At 62.3% G+C, this 16,282-nt stretch carries 15 protein-coding genes and 3 tRNA genes; 10 read left to right on the forward strand and 8 right to left on the reverse strand.

The window, feature by feature from the left end:
• The first annotated feature begins 7 nt into the window (after window positions 1-7).
• From KHU30_RS14485 to KHU30_RS14495, 3 genes are read left to right on the forward strand one after another with little or no spacing between them, the layout of a single operon-like run.
• On the forward strand, window positions 8-1,264 hold the full coding sequence (locus KHU30_RS14485; protein WP_211443343.1) for an HlyD family secretion protein: 1,257 nt from the start codon (window positions 8-10) through the stop codon (window positions 1,262-1,264).
• Window positions 1,261-3,399, forward strand: a complete 2,139-nt coding sequence (locus KHU30_RS14490; RefSeq protein ID WP_211443588.1) for a peptidase domain-containing ABC transporter — start codon at window positions 1,261-1,263, stop codon at window positions 3,397-3,399. Before KHU30_RS14485 ends, KHU30_RS14490 begins: the two co-directional genes overlap by 4 nt.
• The gene (locus KHU30_RS14495; protein WP_211443344.1) at window positions 3,396-4,817 is read left to right on the forward strand and encodes a TolC family protein; all 1,422 of its coding nucleotides are present in this window, start codon (window positions 3,396-3,398) and stop codon (window positions 4,815-4,817) included. The genes KHU30_RS14490 and KHU30_RS14495 overlap by 4 nt, the downstream gene beginning before the upstream one ends.
• Window positions 4,818-5,043: 226 nt before the next feature.
• Here the strand turns inward: KHU30_RS14495 and KHU30_RS14500 are convergent.
• The 5 genes from KHU30_RS14500 to KHU30_RS14520 all read right to left on the reverse strand — a co-directional run bounded on the left by KHU30_RS14500 (window position 5,044) and on the right by KHU30_RS14520 (window position 7,484).
• Window positions 5,044-5,119, reverse strand: a tRNA-Glu gene (locus KHU30_RS14500).
• 153 nt (window positions 5,120-5,272) lie between these two features.
• Window positions 5,273-5,348: transfer RNA gene (locus KHU30_RS14505), tRNA-Glu, on the reverse strand.
• 52 nt (window positions 5,349-5,400) lie between these two features.
• Window positions 5,401-5,476, reverse strand: a tRNA-Ala gene (locus KHU30_RS14510).
• Between the two features lie 71 nt (window positions 5,477-5,547).
• The gene (gltX, locus tag KHU30_RS14515; protein ID WP_211443345.1) at window positions 5,548-6,978 is read right to left on the reverse strand and encodes a glutamate--tRNA ligase; all 1,431 of its coding nucleotides are present in this window, start codon (window positions 6,976-6,978) and stop codon (window positions 5,548-5,550) included.
• Between the two features lie 98 nt (window positions 6,979-7,076).
• Window positions 7,077-7,484: a DUF4399 domain-containing protein gene (locus KHU30_RS14520; protein WP_211443346.1), complete on the reverse strand. Its 408-nt coding sequence runs from the start codon at window positions 7,482-7,484 to the stop codon at window positions 7,077-7,079.
• A 134-nt stretch (window positions 7,485-7,618) separates the two neighbouring features.
• Here KHU30_RS14520 and KHU30_RS14525 point away from each other — a divergent pair, with 134 nt between their 5' ends.
• Entirely contained in the window at window positions 7,619-7,957 is a 339-nt protein-coding gene (locus tag KHU30_RS14525; RefSeq protein WP_211443347.1) for a cupin domain-containing protein, read from the forward strand.
• On the opposite strand, the gene apbC is transcribed toward KHU30_RS14525, so the two are convergent.
• Window positions 7,954-9,042: an iron-sulfur cluster carrier protein ApbC gene (gene apbC / locus KHU30_RS14530; RefSeq protein ID WP_211443348.1), complete on the reverse strand. Its 1,089-nt coding sequence runs from the start codon at window positions 9,040-9,042 to the stop codon at window positions 7,954-7,956. The two genes, KHU30_RS14525 and apbC, sit on opposite strands and share 4 nt — an antisense overlap.
• A 206-nt stretch (window positions 9,043-9,248) precedes the next feature.
• Between apbC and metG the strand changes: the two genes are divergently transcribed.
• Together metG and KHU30_RS14540 are read left to right on the forward strand one after the other, a co-directional pair.
• Entirely contained in the window at window positions 9,249-11,345 is a 2,097-nt protein-coding gene (gene metG / locus KHU30_RS14535; protein WP_211443349.1) for a methionine--tRNA ligase, read from the forward strand.
• A gap of 8 nt (window positions 11,346-11,353) precedes the next feature.
• Window positions 11,354-11,833, forward strand: coding sequence for a GNAT family N-acetyltransferase (locus tag KHU30_RS14540; RefSeq protein WP_211443350.1), 480 nt, complete (start codon window positions 11,354-11,356; stop codon window positions 11,831-11,833).
• Window positions 11,834-11,858: 25 nt separating this feature from the next.
• Here KHU30_RS14540 and bamE read toward each other — a convergent pair whose 3' ends face one another.
• Window positions 11,859-12,365, reverse strand: a complete 507-nt coding sequence (bamE, locus tag KHU30_RS14545; RefSeq protein ID WP_211443351.1) for an outer membrane protein assembly factor BamE domain-containing protein — start codon at window positions 12,363-12,365, stop codon at window positions 11,859-11,861.
• Window positions 12,366-12,529: 164 nt separating this feature from the next.
• On the opposite strand from bamE, the gene KHU30_RS14550 reads away from it, so the two are divergent.
• The 4 genes from KHU30_RS14550 (at window position 12,530) to KHU30_RS14565 (ending at window position 15,471) form a co-directional block, all read left to right on the forward strand.
• Window positions 12,530-12,739, forward strand: a complete 210-nt coding sequence (locus KHU30_RS14550; RefSeq protein WP_211443352.1) for a DUF3460 family protein — start codon at window positions 12,530-12,532, stop codon at window positions 12,737-12,739.
• 21 nt (window positions 12,740-12,760) lie between these two features.
• The gene (locus KHU30_RS14555) at window positions 12,761-13,624 is read left to right on the forward strand and encodes a segregation and condensation protein A (protein ID WP_211443353.1); all 864 of its coding nucleotides are present in this window, start codon (window positions 12,761-12,763) and stop codon (window positions 13,622-13,624) included.
• An 88-nt stretch (window positions 13,625-13,712) separates the two neighbouring features.
• On the forward strand, window positions 13,713-14,552 hold the full coding sequence (gene panC, locus KHU30_RS14560) for a pantoate--beta-alanine ligase (protein ID WP_098493834.1): 840 nt from the start codon (window positions 13,713-13,715) through the stop codon (window positions 14,550-14,552).
• A gap of 58 nt (window positions 14,553-14,610) precedes the next feature.
• A complete protein-coding gene (locus tag KHU30_RS14565; protein ID WP_211443354.1) occupies window positions 14,611-15,471 on the forward strand; it encodes a cobalamin-binding protein in 861 nt (286 codons plus the stop codon).
• On the opposite strand, the gene KHU30_RS14570 is transcribed toward KHU30_RS14565, so the two are convergent.
• A complete protein-coding gene (locus KHU30_RS14570) occupies window positions 15,463-16,272 on the reverse strand; it encodes an ABC transporter ATP-binding protein (RefSeq protein ID WP_211443355.1) in 810 nt (269 codons plus the stop codon). The two genes, KHU30_RS14565 and KHU30_RS14570, sit on opposite strands and share 9 nt — an antisense overlap.
• Window positions 16,273-16,282 lie beyond the last annotated feature (10 nt).

Genomic DNA, 16,282 nt, shown 5'->3' on the forward strand with positions numbered 1-16,282 from the left:
AGACATCATGAGTTTATTCCGCGCACAGGCTGTAGCCGCCCAACAAAGCAAATGGCTGGGCGACATCGTCCTGATACGGCCGCTGTCGTTTGCCTTCCTGACCGCCTGCGCCGCCACGCTGGCGCTGCTGGTGTGCGCCTTCCTGGCCTGGGGCAGCTACACCAAGCACAGCACCGTCAGCGGCCAGCTGCTGCCGGACGGCGGCCTGATCAAGGTCTACGCGCCGCAGAGCGGCATCGTCATCGAACAGCATGTCAAGGAAGGCCAGGCGCTGCAGGCCGGCGACATCCTGTACGTGCTGTCGAGCGAGCGCCAAAGCAGCACCCAGGGCGCCACCCAGGCCGCCATCAGCAGCCAGGTCGAACAGCGCCAGGCCAGCCTGCGCGATGAGTTGCAAAAGACCCGCCTGCTGCAGCAGGAAGAACGCAGCGGCCTGAACAACAAGATCGCCGGCCTTGGCAATGAGCTGGCCAAGCTGGACAAGCAGATCGCCGGCCAGCAGGACCGCGTCAAGCTGGCCGAGGATGCCTTGCAGCGTTACCAGGGCTTGCTGCAGCAAGACTACATCTCCAAAGAACAATTCCAGCAAAAGCAGGAAGACCTGCTAGACCAGAAGAATCGCCAGCAAAGCCTGGAACGCGACCGCATCAGCGTCGACCGCGAGCTGTCGGCGCAGCAGAGCGAGCTGGGCGGCTTGCCGCTGAAGCAGCAGAACCAGCTGGCGCAGATCGACCGCACGCTGGCCAGCACCGGCCAGGAGCTGAGCGAAAGCGAAGCCAAGCGCCGCATCGTCGTCAGCGCGCCGGAAGCCGGCATCGCCACCGCCGTGCTGGCCGACGCCGGCCAGGCCGTGGACGGCAGCCGGCCGCTGCTCAGTATCGTGCCGGCCGGCGCCGTCCTGCGCGCCGAGCTGTATGCACCGAGCCGCGCGATCGGCTTCGTACGCCCCGGCGACCAGGTGCTGATCCGCTACCAGGCGTATCCCTACCAGAAATTCGGCCATCAGAAAGGCGTGGTCGAGTCGGTCGCCAGGACCGCCCTGCCGAACAATGAACTGAACGCCATCGGCGTTCCTGCCGGCGGCAACGGCAGCGAACCGATGTACCGCATCACCGTGCGGCTCGCTTCGCAACAAGTGCAAGCCTATGGCCGGCCGCAGCCGCTGCAGGCCGGCATGCTGCTCGACGCCGACGTCAGGCAGGAAAAGCTGCGCCTCTACGAATGGGCGCTGGAACCCCTCTACAGCCTGACCGGCAAACTCTGACCATGTTGAATCGACTTGCCTTCGGCATCAACGCCACCCTGCCGCTGATGCTGCAAACCGAGGCCACCGAATGCGGCCTGGCCTGCCTCGGCATGGTGGCCGGCTATCACGGCTACCGCACCGACCTGGCGAGCTTGCGGCGCCGCTTTCCGGTCTCGCTCAAGGGTTCCACCTTGCGCGACCTGATCGCTATCGCCGAGCAGCTGGAGCTGGCTTCGCGTCCCTTGAAACTGGAGATCGGCGATCTGGCGCAGCTCAAGCTGCCCTGCGTGCTGCACTGGAATTTCAATCACTTCGTGGTGCTGCAGGAAGTCGGCCTCCGTTCGCTGACAATTTACGATCCGGCCTTCGGCATCCGCAAGCTGTCCTTCGATGAAGTCGCCAAAGCGTTCACCGGCGTGGCGCTGGAATTGTGGCCGAATCCCGGCTTCAAGCCGGCCAGCGCGGTGCAGAGCGTGCCGCTGCGCCGCCTGCTGGGCCGCATCACCGGCCTGTATCGCTCGTTCAGCCAGATCCTGCTGCTGTCGCTGGCGCTGGAAGTGTTTGCCGTCGTCAGTCCATTTTTTTTGCAATGGGTGATCGACAATGTACTGGTCTCGGCCGACCGCGACCTGCTCACCACCCTGGCATTGGGCTTCGGCTTGCTGATGCTGATGCAGCAGGCGATCGGCGTTGGCCGCAGCTGGGTGCTGATGTACATGAGCACCACCCTCAACGTGCAGTGGCAAGCCAACGTCTTCACACATTTATTGCGCCTGCCGGTGGCCTATTTCGAGAAGCGCCACCTGGGCGACGTGGTGTCGCGCTTCGGCGCGGTCGGCATCATCCAGCACACGCTCACCACTTCTTTCCTGGAAGCGATCCTGGATGGCGTCATGACGATGGCGACGCTGGCGCTGATGTTCATCTACAGCCCGGCCCTGGCCTGGATCGCGATCGTCGCCATGCTGCTCTACGGTCTCGGACGCTGGGCCTGGTTCGCGCCCTTGCGGCACGCCACGGAAGAACAGATCATCCACGCCGCCAAGCAGCAGACCCACTTTCTTGAAACCATCCGCGGCGTCAAGACCATCAAGCTGTTTCAGCGCCAGGACGAGCGCCGTGCCAGCTGGCTGTCTTTGCTGGTGGACCAGATCAACGCCGATCTGCGCACGCAGAAACTCAGCCTGCTCTACAAGACCCTCAACGGCGTGCTGTTCGGCATCGAGAACATCCTCACCGTCTGGCTCGGCGCGCGCCTGGTCATGGATGGCAATTTCACGGTCGGCGCGCTGATGGCTTTCACCGCCTACAAGGGCCAGTTCGACAGCCGCGTCAGCTCGCTGATCGACAAGTTCGTCGAACTCAAGATGCTGCAGCTGCAAGGCGAACGGCTGGCCGATATCGTCCTGCAACCGCCGGAAACCACGCATGGCCGCAATCCGGATGAGCCTGAGGCGGCGCTGCTGCCGTCGCTGGAAGTGCGCGGCCTGCGTTTCCGTTATGCCGAGCAGGAACCGTATGTGCTGGACGACGTTTCGTTCCGCATCGAGGCCGGCGAATCGGTAGCCATCGTCGGCCCCTCGGGCGGCGGCAAGACCACCCTGGTCAATGTCTTGCTGGGGATACTGGCGCCGAGCCATGGCGAAGTGCTGATCGGCGGCCAGCCGGTGCAGCAGCTCGGCCTCGACACCCTGCGCCGCATGGTCGGCACCGTGCTGCAGGACGATGTGCTGTTCGCCGGTTCGCTGGCCGACAACATCAGCTTCTTCGATCCGCAGGCCGACCAGGCCTGGATCCGGCAATGCGCCCGGCTGGCCGCCATCGAGCAGGATATCGGCGCCATGCCGATGGGCTACAACACCCTGGTTGGCGACATGGGCACCATCCTTTCAGGCGGGCAGAAACAGCGGATCCTGCTGGCGCGCGCCTTGTACAAGCGGCCGCAGATCCTGTTCCTGGACGAGGCCACCAGCCATCTCGACATCGAACGCGAGCAGTTGGTCAACGACGCAATCAGCAGCATGCGCATCACGCGCGTGATCGTGGCCCACCGGCCGGAAACCATCAACAGCGCCGACCGCGCGATCGTGCTGGCCGGCGGCAAGGTGATCGATATGCAGGCGCTGCAAGCACAGGAAGCGGCATCGGCATGAGCGGCGCATTGCTTGCCTGCCGCCTGCTGGCGCTAGCGGCGATGGCTGCCGCGCCGTTGCGCGCCGAACCGCTCTGGTCCGATCCGCTGCGCACCATGCATGAGGTTTCCGCCGCGCCGGCGACGGCCGGCTATGGCATCGGCTGCGGCTTCGATGCGCAGCTGCCCGTCCCACTGACCCTGCTCGACGCGGTCGAGCGCGCGCTGTGCCGCAACCCGCAAACCCGCCAGGCCTGGGCCAACGTCAAGGCGCAAGCGGCCGCGGTCGGCGTCAGCCGCGCTGCCTACCTGCCTACGCTGACAGCCGGCGGCACCTGGAGCAAAGCCGACAATCGCACCAGCTATCCCGATTTTCCGGCCAACAATTCCTCGCTCACGACCCACAGCAGCGACGTCAACCTCAACCTGAGCTGGGTGCTGTACGACTTCGGCCTGCGCGCCGCCAACCTGGAGAACGCGCGGCAATTGCTGAACGCCGCCAATGCCGCACAGGACGATATGCTGCAGACGATATTTCTCAGCACCGTGCAAAGCTTTTACGAAGCGCAGGCGGCGCAGGCGCTGCTGGCCGCCACCACGGAAGCCGAGCAGGCGGCCGAACAAAGCTTCAAGGCCAGCGCCGCCAAATACCTGGCCGGCGTAGGCACCCTGGCCGACAAGCTGCAGGCACAGACTGCCTATGCCCAGGCCAGCCTGAAACGCGCGCAAGCGGCCGGCGATTTGCAAAATGCCTTGGGCAGCCTGGCCATCGTCATGGGCTGGCGTCCCAACACGCCGCTGACACTGGCCGCGCTGGGCGACGCTGCCGACGCGCCGCTGCTGCAGCAAGCCGTGGACGCGCTGATCGCCGACGCCGTGCGCAGCCATCCGAAAATCCTGGCGGCGCAAGCGCAATGGAAAGCGGCGCAGGCGCAAGCCGACGCCGCCCGCGCCGATGGCCGGCCGACGCTGTCGCTATTCGCCACCGGCGACCGCAGCGACACGCCGATCACCCAGGTATCGTCCAGGCAGACCATAAACAGCCGCAGCATCGGCCTGCAGGTCAGCATCCCGCTGTTCGATGGCTTCAGCCGCAGGTACAAGGCGCGCGGCGCCCAGGCCCAGGCCGACAGCAAGGAAGCGGAGCTGGCCGGCATCGAGCAGCAGGTCACGCTGGAAGTATGGAAAAGCAATCAGGCCTTGCGCACCGAAGCGGAAAACCTGCACAGCACCGACATCCTGCTGCGCAGCGCGCGCCAGTCGTTTGAGGTGGCGCAAGGACGCTACAAGGCCGGGGTCGGCAATATCCTGGAATTGCTGAAGGCGCAAAGCGACCTGGCAAGCGCGCAGCAGCAGCGCATCCTGTCGCTGACGAGCTGGCAGACGGCGCGATTGAGGCTTGCTGCTAGTCTGGGGCGGTTGCGGATTGATGGCCTTTGATCTGGCTTTTGTCATTCCCGCGTATAAAGTAGAGCGGCCCTCAAAACAAAAAGGCCCGCTTGCGCGGGCCTTTTTATTCTGGCGTCCCCAGGGGGATTCGCCTACATCCCGCAGGCCGCGGAATCGCCTGCAGGCGATTCCCTTCTCATCCCCCGCGTAAGCCGCGCAGGCGGCTTACTTGTGGCCACCAAAACAAAAAGGCCCGCTTGCGCGGGCCTTTTTATTCTGGCGTCCCCAGGGGGATTCGAACCCCCGTACTCACCGTGAAAGGGTGATGTCCTAGGCCTCTAGACGATGGGGACAGTAATCTGTCCGTACTGGCCTTGCTGCTAATACTGCTTACTAAAAACAATAAAGGCCGCATTTGGCGGCCTTATCGATTGTATCGAAAACACTCAACACCAATATTCTGCAATCGTTTTCCGACTGCTTTCCTGTCGATGCCAAAAGAATTCTGGCGTCCCCAGGGGGATTCGAACCCCCGTACTCACCGTGAAAGGGTGATGTCCTAGGCCTCTAGACGATGGGGACAGCAAGCTGTCCGACTAGCTTTACTACCTTACTACTTCTGCTACCAAAATGCTGGTGGAGGTAAGCGGGATCGAACCGCTGACCTCTTGCATGCCATGCAAGCGCTCTCCCAGCTGAGCTATACCCCCGTTTGCAGAAGCGAGATTATAGCAAGCTTATTTAGCGCTTGTAAATCCCGATTTGCAGATTTATTGCAGATTTACACCAGATAAGGCTGCAAACGTGTTGTCACGGCCTCACGACCAAACAATTCCAGCACGGCATCGATCGCCGGCGTTTGCAATTGTCCGGTCACCATCAGGCGCAAAGGCATCGCGAACTGCGGCATCTTCAGCTTGTGCGCGGCCAGTACTTCCTTGATCATCGGCGCCAGGCTTTCCTTGGTCCATTCGACCGTGGCGCAACGCTGTGCGAAATCGGCCAGCGCCGGCTTGACGGCGTCGGTGTAGTGCTGCGTCAGCAAAGCTGCATCCGGCGCCGGCTGGCGATAGAACAGCATGGCCGCAACCGCGATTTCATTGACGGTGTTGGCGCGCTCTTTCAGCAGGCCGATGACTTTTGCCAGGTCCGGCGCGCCGTTGAAATCGGCGCCGTCCTGCTCCATCAGCGGCTGGACCATGGCGGCCAGGCGCTGGTTGTCGGCCAGCTTGATGTAGTGGTTGTTGATCCACGCCAGCTTTTCCGGATTGAATTGCGCCGGCGATTTCGACAGGTGGTCGAGATTGAACCACTGGCAAAACTGTTCCATGCTGAAAATCTCTTCATCGCCATGGCTCCAGCCCAGGCGCGCCAAATAGTTCAGCATGGCTTCCGGCAGATAACCCTGCGCCGGATAATCCATCACGCTGACCGCGCCGTGGCGCTTCGACAGTTTCTCGCCGTCGGCGCCCAGGATCATCGGCACGTGGCCGTACAGCGGCAGCGTGGCGCCCAGCGCTTTCAGGATATTGATCTGGCGCGGCGTGTTGTTGACGTGGTCGTCGCCGCGGATCACGTGGGTGATTTCCATGTCCCAGTCGTCCACCACGACGCAGAAATTGTAGGTCGGCGTACCGTCCGGCCGGGCGATCACCAGGTCATCCATCTCACGGTTGGAAATCGTGATGTTGCCTTTGACGACGTCGTCCCAGCTGACTTCGCCGTCCAGCGGATTCTTGAAACGCACCACCGGCTTGCGGTCGGCCGGTACCGGCGGCAAAGTCTTGCCGTCTTCAGGACGCCAGGTGCCGTCGTAGCGCGGCTTTTCGCCGGCGGCGCGCATCCGTTCGCGCATCGCTTCGACTTCTTCCGGCGACGAATAGCAGTGATATGCAGTGCCATCCTTCAGCATTTGCGCGATCACTTCGCGATAACGGTCCATGCGGCGCATCTGGTAGAACGGACCTTCGTCGTGTTCCAGGCCCAGCCATTGCATGCCGTCGATGATCGCCTGCACCGCTTCCGGGGTCGAACGCTCGAGATCGGTATCTTCGATGCGCAGCACGAAAGTGCCGCCGAAGTGGCGCGCGAAAGCCCAGGAAAACAGCGCGGTGCGGGCGCCGCCCAAGTGCAGGTAGCCGGTCGGGCTCGGCGCAAAGCGGGTGCGGACCTTGGTGGCCGGGGAAGTTGGAGCTGGAGTGCTAGCAGTCATGATAAATAAAAACGGCCTTGGCATGCCAAAGCCGTTATCAAGGAAAACCCCATTTTACCGCGTTGCAGCAGCGGATGGAACCGCCTGTCCTTGCGAGCTTATTTGACGGTCACATTGATGGTTTTGCTCAGCTCCGGGCCGTAAGACTGGTGCTTGCCGTTGGCGAACTGCATGGTCAGCTTGTATTGACCCGGCGGCAGCGTCAGCGGGGTTTCGGTTTGGCCCTTGCCAAAATGTATATGCTTTTCGTCGACCGGAATCGTCTGGCCCGCCGGAATGCTGTCTTCGTTGATCAGCAAATGGTGATGGCCGCTGTCTGGGGTCACATCGCCGGCCGGCTTGACTCCCATGCCGCTGACGCCGAACTTGACGGTGAACGGGCTGCTGACCACCGCGCCGTCCAATGGCTCGATAAACGAAACAGAAGCCGCATGGCTCATCTGCGGCAACAGGCCGGCGCTCAGCACGGCGGCGGAAAACAGCAAGGAGAGAAATCGTGATTTCATCGTCATGTCCTTTGAGTGAAAATAGATAAAAAACGGATCATGCCCGCGCGCTTCTGCAAGACGGAACGGACGCATATATTTACTAGCTGCAATAATACAGGGATGCCGCCGGCATCGCTTTGAGGAGGGACATCATGCAAATCGCCAGCGGCAACCTGTTGACCGCGCTGCCGCCAGCCGGCCAGGAAGAAGTGTTTGAACTGCTGCACCAGCGCGCCGGCTTGAAAATCGAACGCATCGTTTCCAGCGGACAGGCCAGCCCGCCGGGCTTCTGGTACGACAATCCGCAGGAGGAGTGGGTATTGCTGCTGAGCGGCAGCGCCGGCCTGACGCTGGAGGGCGCGGCGGCCGAGCATGTGATGCAGGCAGGAGCGTGGCTGCACATCCCTGCCCGCTGCCGCCACCGCATAGAATGGACGGACGGCGCGCAGCCGACCATCTGGCTGGCGATCCATTATGAAGTTGAAACCTAATCGTTCTTGACGACGATAGTCGGGAACTTGCTGCTCATGTCCTTGGCTTTTTCCGCCACCTTGATCGCCACCTTGCGCGCGATCTCCTTATAGATGTGCGCCACCGGGCCGTCCGGTTCCGCCACCACGGTCGGCGTGCCGGAATCGGTCTGCTGGCGGATAGCCATGGTCAACGGCAGCGCGCCGAGGAAATCGACGCCGTATTCGCCGCACATGCGGGCGCCGCCGCCTTCGCCGAAAATCGCTTCGGCATGGCCGCAGTTGGAGCAGATGTGCGTGCTCATGTTTTCCACGATGCCGAGGATAGGAATCCCGACTTTCTCAAACATCTTCAAGCCCTTGCGCGCATCCAGCAAGGCAATGTCTTGCGGCGTGGTGACGATCACGGCGCCGGTGACCGGCACTTTTTGCGACAGCGTCAGCTGGATGTCGCCGGTGCCGGGCGGCATGTCGACGATCAGGTAATCGAGGTCGCGCCAGTTGGTCTGCTCCAGCAGCTGCTGCAAGGCCTGGGTCACGATCGGGCCGCGCCACACCATCGGCTCGTCCGGATCGACCATGAAACCGATGCTCGACACCTGCAGGCCATGGTTTTCCAGCGGCTCCATGGTCTTGCCGTCCTTGGTTTCCGGACGGCCGCTGATGCCCATCATCATCGGCTGCGAAGGGCCGTAGATATCCGCATCCAGGATGCCGACCTGGGCGCCTTCCGCCGCCAGCGCCAGCGCCAGGTTGACCGCCGTGGTCGACTTGCCGACGCCGCCCTTGCCGGACGCCACCGCGATGATGTTCTTGACATTGGACATCAGCTTGATGCCGCGCTGCACCGCATGCGACTGTATTTTCGAATAGACATTGGGGCGCACCTGGCCGGCGCCCGCCAGCGCAGCTACCGCATCGGCGGCGGCCGCGCCGATCAGCGCGAACTGGCTCCTGGCCGGATAGTCCAGCTCAACATCGAACGAGACGTCGGCGCCGTCCAGCTGGATATTCCTGGCCGACTTGCTGCTGATCAGATCCTTGCCTGTGTTCGGGTCGATGACGCTGGATAACGCTGCCTTGACCGCTTCAATCGTGACGCTCATTACTTTTCCTCTGCACGTTCTTTATAAGATGCGGCAAGTCTAAACCAAATCGCCGCTTTCAACTCTCAAGGCGGGCAGAAGCAGGCTCTCCGCTTGCCTCTAAATATGCTTAATCGAGGGCGACTAAAGCGAAAACCTCCCCGGCACTGCTAAAATCAACCCTTTATTCCAACCAGCAGCGCTTGACGTTGCAAATTCATTGCCAAATGAGCATTACTTTGACTTCAACTCCACGCCAGTTATTCGTTACCACCGCCCTGCCTTACGCCAATGCAGCGTTTCATATCGGCCACATCATGGAATACATCCAGGCCGACATCTGGGTGCGGTTCCAGCGAATGCAGGGCCACGAAGTCAATTTTGTCGGCGCTGACGACGCCCACGGCGCGCCGATCATGATCGCCGCCGAAAAAGCCGGCATCACGCCGCAGGAATTCGTGGCGCAGATCGCTGCCGGCCGCAAGCAGTACCTGGACGGCTTCCATATCGCCTTCGACAACTGGCATTCGACCGACGGCCCGGAAAACCATGAGCTGTCGCGCGACATCTATCGCAAGCTGAAAGCGGCGGGCTTCATTTCGACCAAGACCATCGAGCAGTTCTTCGATCCGGTCAAGAACATGTTCCTGCCGGACCGCTACATCAAGGGCGAATGCCCGAAATGCGGCGCCAAGGACCAGTATGGCGATTCCTGCGAAGTCTGCAGCTCGGTGTATGCGCCGACCGACTTGAAAAATCCTTACTCGACCTTGACCGGCGCGACGCCGGTGATGAAATCCTCGGAACACTTTTTCTTCCGCCTGTCGGATCCGCAATGCGTGGAATTCCTGCGCGGCTGGGCGCTCGGCAATGTCGACGGCAAGCCGCGCCTGCAATCGGAAGTCGCCAACAAGGCCAAGGAATGGCTGGAAAGCGACGGCGGCATGGGCGACTGGGATATCAGCCGCGATGCGCCTTATTTCGGCATCGAGATCCCGGATGAGCCGGGCAAGTACTTCTACGTCTGGCTGGATGCGCCGGTCGGCTACCTGGCTTCGCTGAAGAACTACTTCGGCAAGACCGGGCGCGACTACGACGCCTTCATGGCCGATCCGAAGACCGAGCAATACCACTTCATCGGCAAGGACATCACCTATTTCCACACGCTGTTCTGGCCTGCCATGCTGCACTTCTCCGGCCAGAAGGTACCGAACAATGTGTTCGTGCACGGCTTCCTGACAGTCTCCGGCGAAAAAATGTCGAAATCGCGCGGCACCGGCATTTCGCCGCTGCGCTACCTGGACCTGGGCATGAATCCGGAATGGATGCGCTACTACATCGCCGCCAAGCTGAGCGCCAAGGTGGAAGACCTGGATTTCAATCCGGACGACTTCGTCGCGCGCGTCAATTCCGACCTGATCGGCAAGTACATCAACATCGCCAGCCGCGCCGCCGGCTTCATCGCCAAGAAATTCGACGGCAAGCTCAGCACCGCCTGGGCCACCGGCAGCGATCCGTTCCTGGCCAGGCTGCGCGCCGTCGCGACCGATATCCAGGCGCTCTACGACAGCCGCGAATACGGCAAGGCACTGCGCGCAGTGATGGAACAAGCCGACCTGATCAACGCTTATGTCGACGCCAACAAGCCATGGGAACTGGCCAAGGATCCGAGCAAGGAAGCGCTGCTGCACGAAGTCTGCAGCCGCTTGCTGGAAGCCTTCCGCATCCTCACCCTGTACCTGAAACCGGTATTGCCGGCGCTGGCGGCGCAAGTCGAAGCCTTCCTGCAGATCTCGCCGCTGGTGTGGAGCGATGTCGCCAAGCCGCTGGCCGATGGCCATGTCATCAACGCCTACGCGCACCTGATGACGCGGGTCGAGCCGAAGATGCTGGACGCCCTGTTCGATGCGCCGGCGCCGGCCGCCGCTGCGGACACGCCAGCAGCAGCGGCGGAAGCCGCCAGCAGCACCGAGCCGCTGGCCGCTGAAATCAAGATCGACGATTTCGTCAAGGTCGACCTGCGCATCGCCAAGATCGTCAACTGCGAGCATGTGGACGGTTCCGACAAGCTGCTGCGGCTGACGCTGGACGTCGGCGAAGGCCGTTTGCGCAATGTATTCTCCGGCATCAAATCCTCTTACCAGCCGGAAGAACTGGTCGGCAAGCTGACCGTGATGGTGGCCAACCTGGCGCCGCGCAAGATGAAGTTCGGCATCTCCGAGGGCATGGTGCTGGCGGCTTCAGCCGCAGACGGCAAGGCCAATCCGGGCATCTATGTGCTGACTCCGTGGCCGGGCGCCGAGCCGGGCATGCGGGTCAGCTAAGGGCGGCGATGAGCCTGCAGGTGCGCGAAGCCAGCGCCGGCGATGCCGCACTGATCGCCGAGCTGACCCGCGCTTGCTGGGCGGAGCGGGTCGCCGCCAGTTCCAGCGGCCATCGCGAGCAAACCGAGCAGGTCCGGCAAGACCTGCAGCGCGGCGGCGGCTTCATCCTGCTGCTCGATGGCCGGCCCGCCGGTTCGGTGCGCTGGCTGCCGTCGGATACCGAAACCGAGGTATGGGAAATCCTGCGCATGGGCGTGCTGCCGGCCTTTCGCGGCCAAGGCCTGTCCCAGCATTTGATGGAAGCGATCATTCATCGCGCCCAAGCCGCCGACGTGCATGAGCTGCGCCTGGCGGTGCGCGCCGAGCAGGCGCGCGTGGTGGACCTGTATGCGGTGTTTGAATTTGAACTAGCGCCCGAGCTGGAGTACGCCCGCGCCAATCCGCTGCAAGAGCCGCCGACCGTCATGCGGCGCTGGCTCAGGCGTTAGGGCCTCGCCGGCGCAAGGTACGGGGTCAATGCCCGTAGACTTGCGACACTGAAGTACCGGTCACCAGCCCGCTGGTGATATCCATATGAACATTGAAGAAAGCCTGGCTGGCGTCGCTCTGGATATAGCGCCAGTCCCACACTTCCTCGTTCTTGCGGGTGAACTGCACCACGGTGCGCGGCTTGCCCAGCATCTGGCGGATCTCTTCCTTGCGCATGCCAACCTTGATCCTGGCGAAATTCTCTTCGGTCAGCACCTGCTTGTAGTCGGCCAGCTTGCCATCCGGGCCGATATAGAACATCCAGGTGCGGGTGCCGGACGGCCCTTTGGGATATTCCAGCGTACGCTCGCCGTTTTCCTTTTCCCAGACCGTATCCGGCTGGCCCATGGCGTTGCGCACGTCGGCTTCCGACGATACGCCGCGGTTGAGTTTTTCCAAGCCCGCCTCCTGTATGAAGTTGCCGTTCTGATCGCAAGCTGCGACCAGCAATGGCGCGAGCAATAGCACGACCTTGCGTACCCATGATTTCATGCCGCCTCCCGCTTACGATGATTCTCCAAGTATATCGCCCTTTCCCTGCTCAATAGTTGTCACATAGACACGAAACAATCCTCGCCGCCGCCAACGACAAACCGTTGGACGACCCCGAAATAGCATAAAATAGCGCCTAATCCCAGCCCATTATCAAAGCACCCATGAAATTTTCCAAACAAATTTACGGTTACGAATCCGACATCACCAAGTTCGTTGCAGAACTCAAGGAAAAGAATCCAAAGCTGGAAGAACAGCAGCTGGCCGGCCGCGCCCTGCTGTGGGACAAGACGCCGATCGACCTCGACAGCCAGCATCGCACCGAGGAATCGCGCGTCGAGCAGCAACCCTACGTGTATCAGAACAATCACTAATCCAGCCGTGGTAACGATCAGATGAGCCAGAATTCGTCGGATGCGGCCGAACTGACCTTGGAAGGCCAACCCGATTCGACCCCGAACGTGATCGACGGCGTCGCCTTCGCGCGCCTGTACGGCGAGCCGCTGTTCCGCATGCCGACCGATCTGTACATTCCGCCGGATGCGCTGGAAGTCTTCCTGGAAGCATTCGAAGGTCCGCTCGACCTGCTGCTGTACCTGATCCGCAAGCAGAATTTCAACATCCTCGACATCCCGATGGCGCAGGTGACCCTGCAATACCTGGAATACGTCGACCAGATCCGCATCACCAACCTGGAGCTGGCGGCCGAGTACCTGCTGATGGCGGCCATGCTGATCGAGATCAAGTCGCGCATGCTGCTGCCGGTGCGCAAGACCGACAGCGAAGAAGCCGAGGACCCGCGCGCCGAGCTGGTGCGGCGCCTGCTGGAATACGAGCAGATGAAGCTGGCGGCGCGCGAAATCGACGCCCTGCCGCTGCTCGGGCGCGACTACGTGCGCACCCAGATCTACATCGAGCAGAACACGATCACGCGCTGGCCGGACGTCAACCTGGACGATTTGCAGGCAGCCTGGGCCGACGTCATCAAGCGCGCCAAACTCACCGCCCACCACACCATCAGCCGCGAAGAACTGTCGGTGCGCGAGCACATGACCGGAATCCTGCGGCGCTTGCAATCGGCGCGCTTCGTCGAGTTCGCCGAACTGTTCGATCCTGCGCGCGGCGTGCCGGTGCTGGTGGTGAACTTCATCGCCCTGCTGGAGCTGGCCAAGGAAACCCTGATCGAGATTACCCAGGCCGAACCTTTTGCGCCGATTTACGTGCGGCTAGCCTATTCGCCAAGCTACGCTCCGGCATAATTCTTTTTTTAGCCAGTTGAGGCCAGGCTGATTTGCCGCAAGCGTTACCCAGGCGGCGCATCAACTCAGTCTCGCAAATATATTATTTATGAAAATCATTTCCTCGATCGAAGAGCTACGCGACCAGCTGCGCGGCCAACTGCGCACCGCATTCGTGCCGACCATGGGCAACCTGCATGAGGGCCACCTGTCGCTGATGCGCCTGGCCAAGAAACACGGCGATCCTATCGTCGCTTCCATCTTCGTGAACCGCCTGCAGTTCGGTCCCAACGAAGATTTCGACAAGTACCCGCGCACCTTCGCCGCCGACGTCGAGAAGCTGGAAAAGGAAGGCGTCTACGTCCTCTTCGCCCCGACCGAAAAAGACTTGTATCCGGAACCGCAGGAATTCCGCGTGCGGCCGCCCGACGATCTCGGCAATACGCTGGAAGGCGAATTCCGCCCGGGATTTTTCACCGGTGTGACGACCGTGGTGCTGAAACTGTTTTCCTGCGTGCAGCCGCGCGTGGCGGTGTTCGGCAAGAAGGACTACCAGCAGCTGATGATCGTCCGCAACATGGCCAAGCAGTTCGCCTTGCCGACCGAAATCATCGCCGCCGAAACCTGGCGCGCCGACGACGGCCTGGCGCTGTCCTCGCGCAATATGTACCTGTCGGCCGAGGAACGCGCAGAAGCGCCGGCCCTGTTCAAGACGCTCAACCAGGTCGCAGAAGAAGTGCGCGCCGGCCATCTGGACATCTTCGAGCTGGAAAAGGAAGCAATGGCGCAGCTCGGCAGCCGCGGCTGGAAGCCCGACTACATCTCGATCCGCAAGCGCTGCGACCTGCAGGCGCCGGCCGCCGGCGACCTGGCGCAAGGTGAAAAGCTGGTGGTGCTGGCCGCTGCCAAGCTGGGCACCACGCGCCTGATCGACAACCTGGAGATATAAGCTGCGCCACTCCTGCCATCGAGGAACGCACAAGCTGGCAGCTGCGGCCGCATTCTGCATGGCGAGTCTGGCGGCTCCGCCTGCCGTGTCCGCCGCTCCCATCACGGTCCAGGACGATGCCCGGCACACAGTCACCCTGCCGCAGCCGGCCCGGCGCATCGTCAGCCTGGCGCCGCACGCCACCGAACTGCTGTTCGCCTCCGGCGCCGGCGGCTACGTAGTCGGCGCCAGCGACTACAGCGACTATCCGCCAGCCGCCAGGCAACTCCCCTCGGTCGGCAGCAGCAGCGCGCTGGACATCGAGCGCATCGCCGCCCTCAAGCCGGACCTGGTAATAGCCTGGAGCAGCGGCAATTCCGCCAGCCAGCTCGCCAGGCTGCGCGCACTCGGAATTCCTGTATTTGAAAGCGAACCGCACCAGCTCGAAGCAATCGCCTCGTCGCTGCAGCGCCTGGGGCAACTGGCTGGCGTCCCGGATAGCGGCGCGGCAGCGGCCAAGGCCTTCAACGCCAGGCTAGCGCAGCTGGGCGCAACTTATCAGCAAAGGCCGCCGGTGCGGGTGTTTTACCAGATCTGGCAAAAGCCGCTGATGACCCTCAACGGCAGCCACATGGTGTCCAGCGTAATCCGCCTGTGCGGCGGCGAAAACGTGTTCGGCCAGCTGCCACAGCTGGCGCCCACGGTCAGCACCGAAGCCGTGCTGGCGGCGAATCCGGAAGTGATCTTCGCTGCCGACGGCAGCAATGCCCCGGATACCGGCTGGCGCCGTTTTCCCAAACTGGCGGCAGTGGCCGGCGGCAATCTGTTTACGCTGACGCCGGACTGGATGAGCCGCCCCGGCCCGCGCATACTGGACGGCGCCGCCGAACTGTGCCGGAAGCTCGACCTGGCGCGCAGCCACCGGCATAACTCAGGCTGATACTGAGACAGTATCGGCAAGCGGCATGAACATGCGCCGCGTACCGATATCCAGCACTTCAAACGCACAGCCGAACGCCGCCTGCAGCAGCTGGGGCTGCAGCACCTTGTCGACGCTGCCCTGCCAGGTCTGGCCATCTCCCAGCAGCAGCACATGGCTGGCGTAGCGCGCCACCAGGTTGATGTCGTGACAGGCTGCGATCACCGCTTTTTCCCGCGGCAATGCGTTTGCTACCTTATGCAGCAATTCCATCACCACGATTTGCGCCGCGGCGTCCTGGTGCGCGGTCGGCTCATCCAGCATCAACAGCAATGGATCCTGCGTCAGCAGCGTCGCCAGCGCCACCCGCTGGCGCTCGCCGCCGGACAGGCGCATCACGTCATGCTCGCTGAAAGCGGCCATCCTGACGCGCTGCAAGGCTTGCATGGCCTGGGCGCGGTCTTCCTCGCGATCCCAGCCGAAACCGAACTGATAGGGATGGCGGCCGGCGATCACCGCCGCCAGCACGCTGCTGGAAAAGGCGTCGGCCTGCTGCTGCGCCAGCAAGCCGCGCAGGCGCGCGAGCTGCTGCGGCTTGATGCTGCCGATGGCATTGCCTTGGATCGCCACGCGGCCGCTGGCGGGTTGCGCCAGGCCCGCCAGCGTATGCAGCAATATGGTTTTGCCGATGCCGTTGCGGCCCAGCACGCACCAGAACTGGCCCGGCATCACTTGCCAGTCCAGCCGCTTGCACAGGATTTTATGATCGACGCCGACGCTCAGCTGTTCGGCGGCAAGCAGCGGTGCGGAAAATTCACTCATGAGCGCGTCC

This window comes from Collimonas humicola, from assembly GCF_018304945.1.
GTDB classification, from domain to species: domain Bacteria; phylum Pseudomonadota; class Gammaproteobacteria; order Burkholderiales; family Burkholderiaceae_D; genus Collimonas; species Collimonas humicola.

What these genes read in the sequence shown, in the direction of transcription:
- KHU30_RS14485 (WP_211443343.1), top strand. Translation starts at nt 8, where the DNA reads ATGAGTTTATTCCGCGCACAGGCTGTAGCCGCCCAACAAAGCAAATGG.
- KHU30_RS14495 (WP_211443344.1), top strand. Translation starts at nt 3,396, where the DNA reads ATGAGCGGCGCATTGCTTGCCTGCCGCCTGCTGGCGCTAGCGGCGATG.
- gltX (WP_211443345.1), bottom strand. Translation starts at nt 6,978, where the DNA reads ATGACTGCTAGCACTCCAGCTCCAACTTCCCCGGCCACCAAGGTCCGC.
- KHU30_RS14520 (WP_211443346.1), bottom strand. Translation starts at nt 7,484, where the DNA reads ATGAAATCACGATTTCTCTCCTTGCTGTTTTCCGCCGCCGTGCTGAGC.
- KHU30_RS14525 (WP_211443347.1), top strand. Translation starts at nt 7,619, where the DNA reads ATGCAAATCGCCAGCGGCAACCTGTTGACCGCGCTGCCGCCAGCCGGC.
- apbC (WP_211443348.1), bottom strand. Translation starts at nt 9,042, where the DNA reads ATGAGCGTCACGATTGAAGCGGTCAAGGCAGCGTTATCCAGCGTCATC.
- metG (WP_211443349.1), top strand. Translation starts at nt 9,249, where the DNA reads ATGAGCATTACTTTGACTTCAACTCCACGCCAGTTATTCGTTACCACC.
- KHU30_RS14540 (WP_211443350.1), top strand. Translation starts at nt 11,354, where the DNA reads ATGAGCCTGCAGGTGCGCGAAGCCAGCGCCGGCGATGCCGCACTGATC.
- bamE (WP_211443351.1), bottom strand. Translation starts at nt 12,365, where the DNA reads ATGAAATCATGGGTACGCAAGGTCGTGCTATTGCTCGCGCCATTGCTG.
- KHU30_RS14550 (WP_211443352.1), top strand. Translation starts at nt 12,530, where the DNA reads ATGAAATTTTCCAAACAAATTTACGGTTACGAATCCGACATCACCAAG.
- KHU30_RS14555 (WP_211443353.1), top strand. Translation starts at nt 12,761, where the DNA reads ATGAGCCAGAATTCGTCGGATGCGGCCGAACTGACCTTGGAAGGCCAA.
- panC (WP_098493834.1), top strand. Translation starts at nt 13,713, where the DNA reads ATGAAAATCATTTCCTCGATCGAAGAGCTACGCGACCAGCTGCGCGGC.
- KHU30_RS14565 (WP_211443354.1), top strand. Translation starts at nt 14,611, where the DNA reads ATGGCGAGTCTGGCGGCTCCGCCTGCCGTGTCCGCCGCTCCCATCACG.
- KHU30_RS14570 (WP_211443355.1), bottom strand. Translation starts at nt 16,272, where the DNA reads ATGAGTGAATTTTCCGCACCGCTGCTTGCCGCCGAACAGCTGAGCGTC.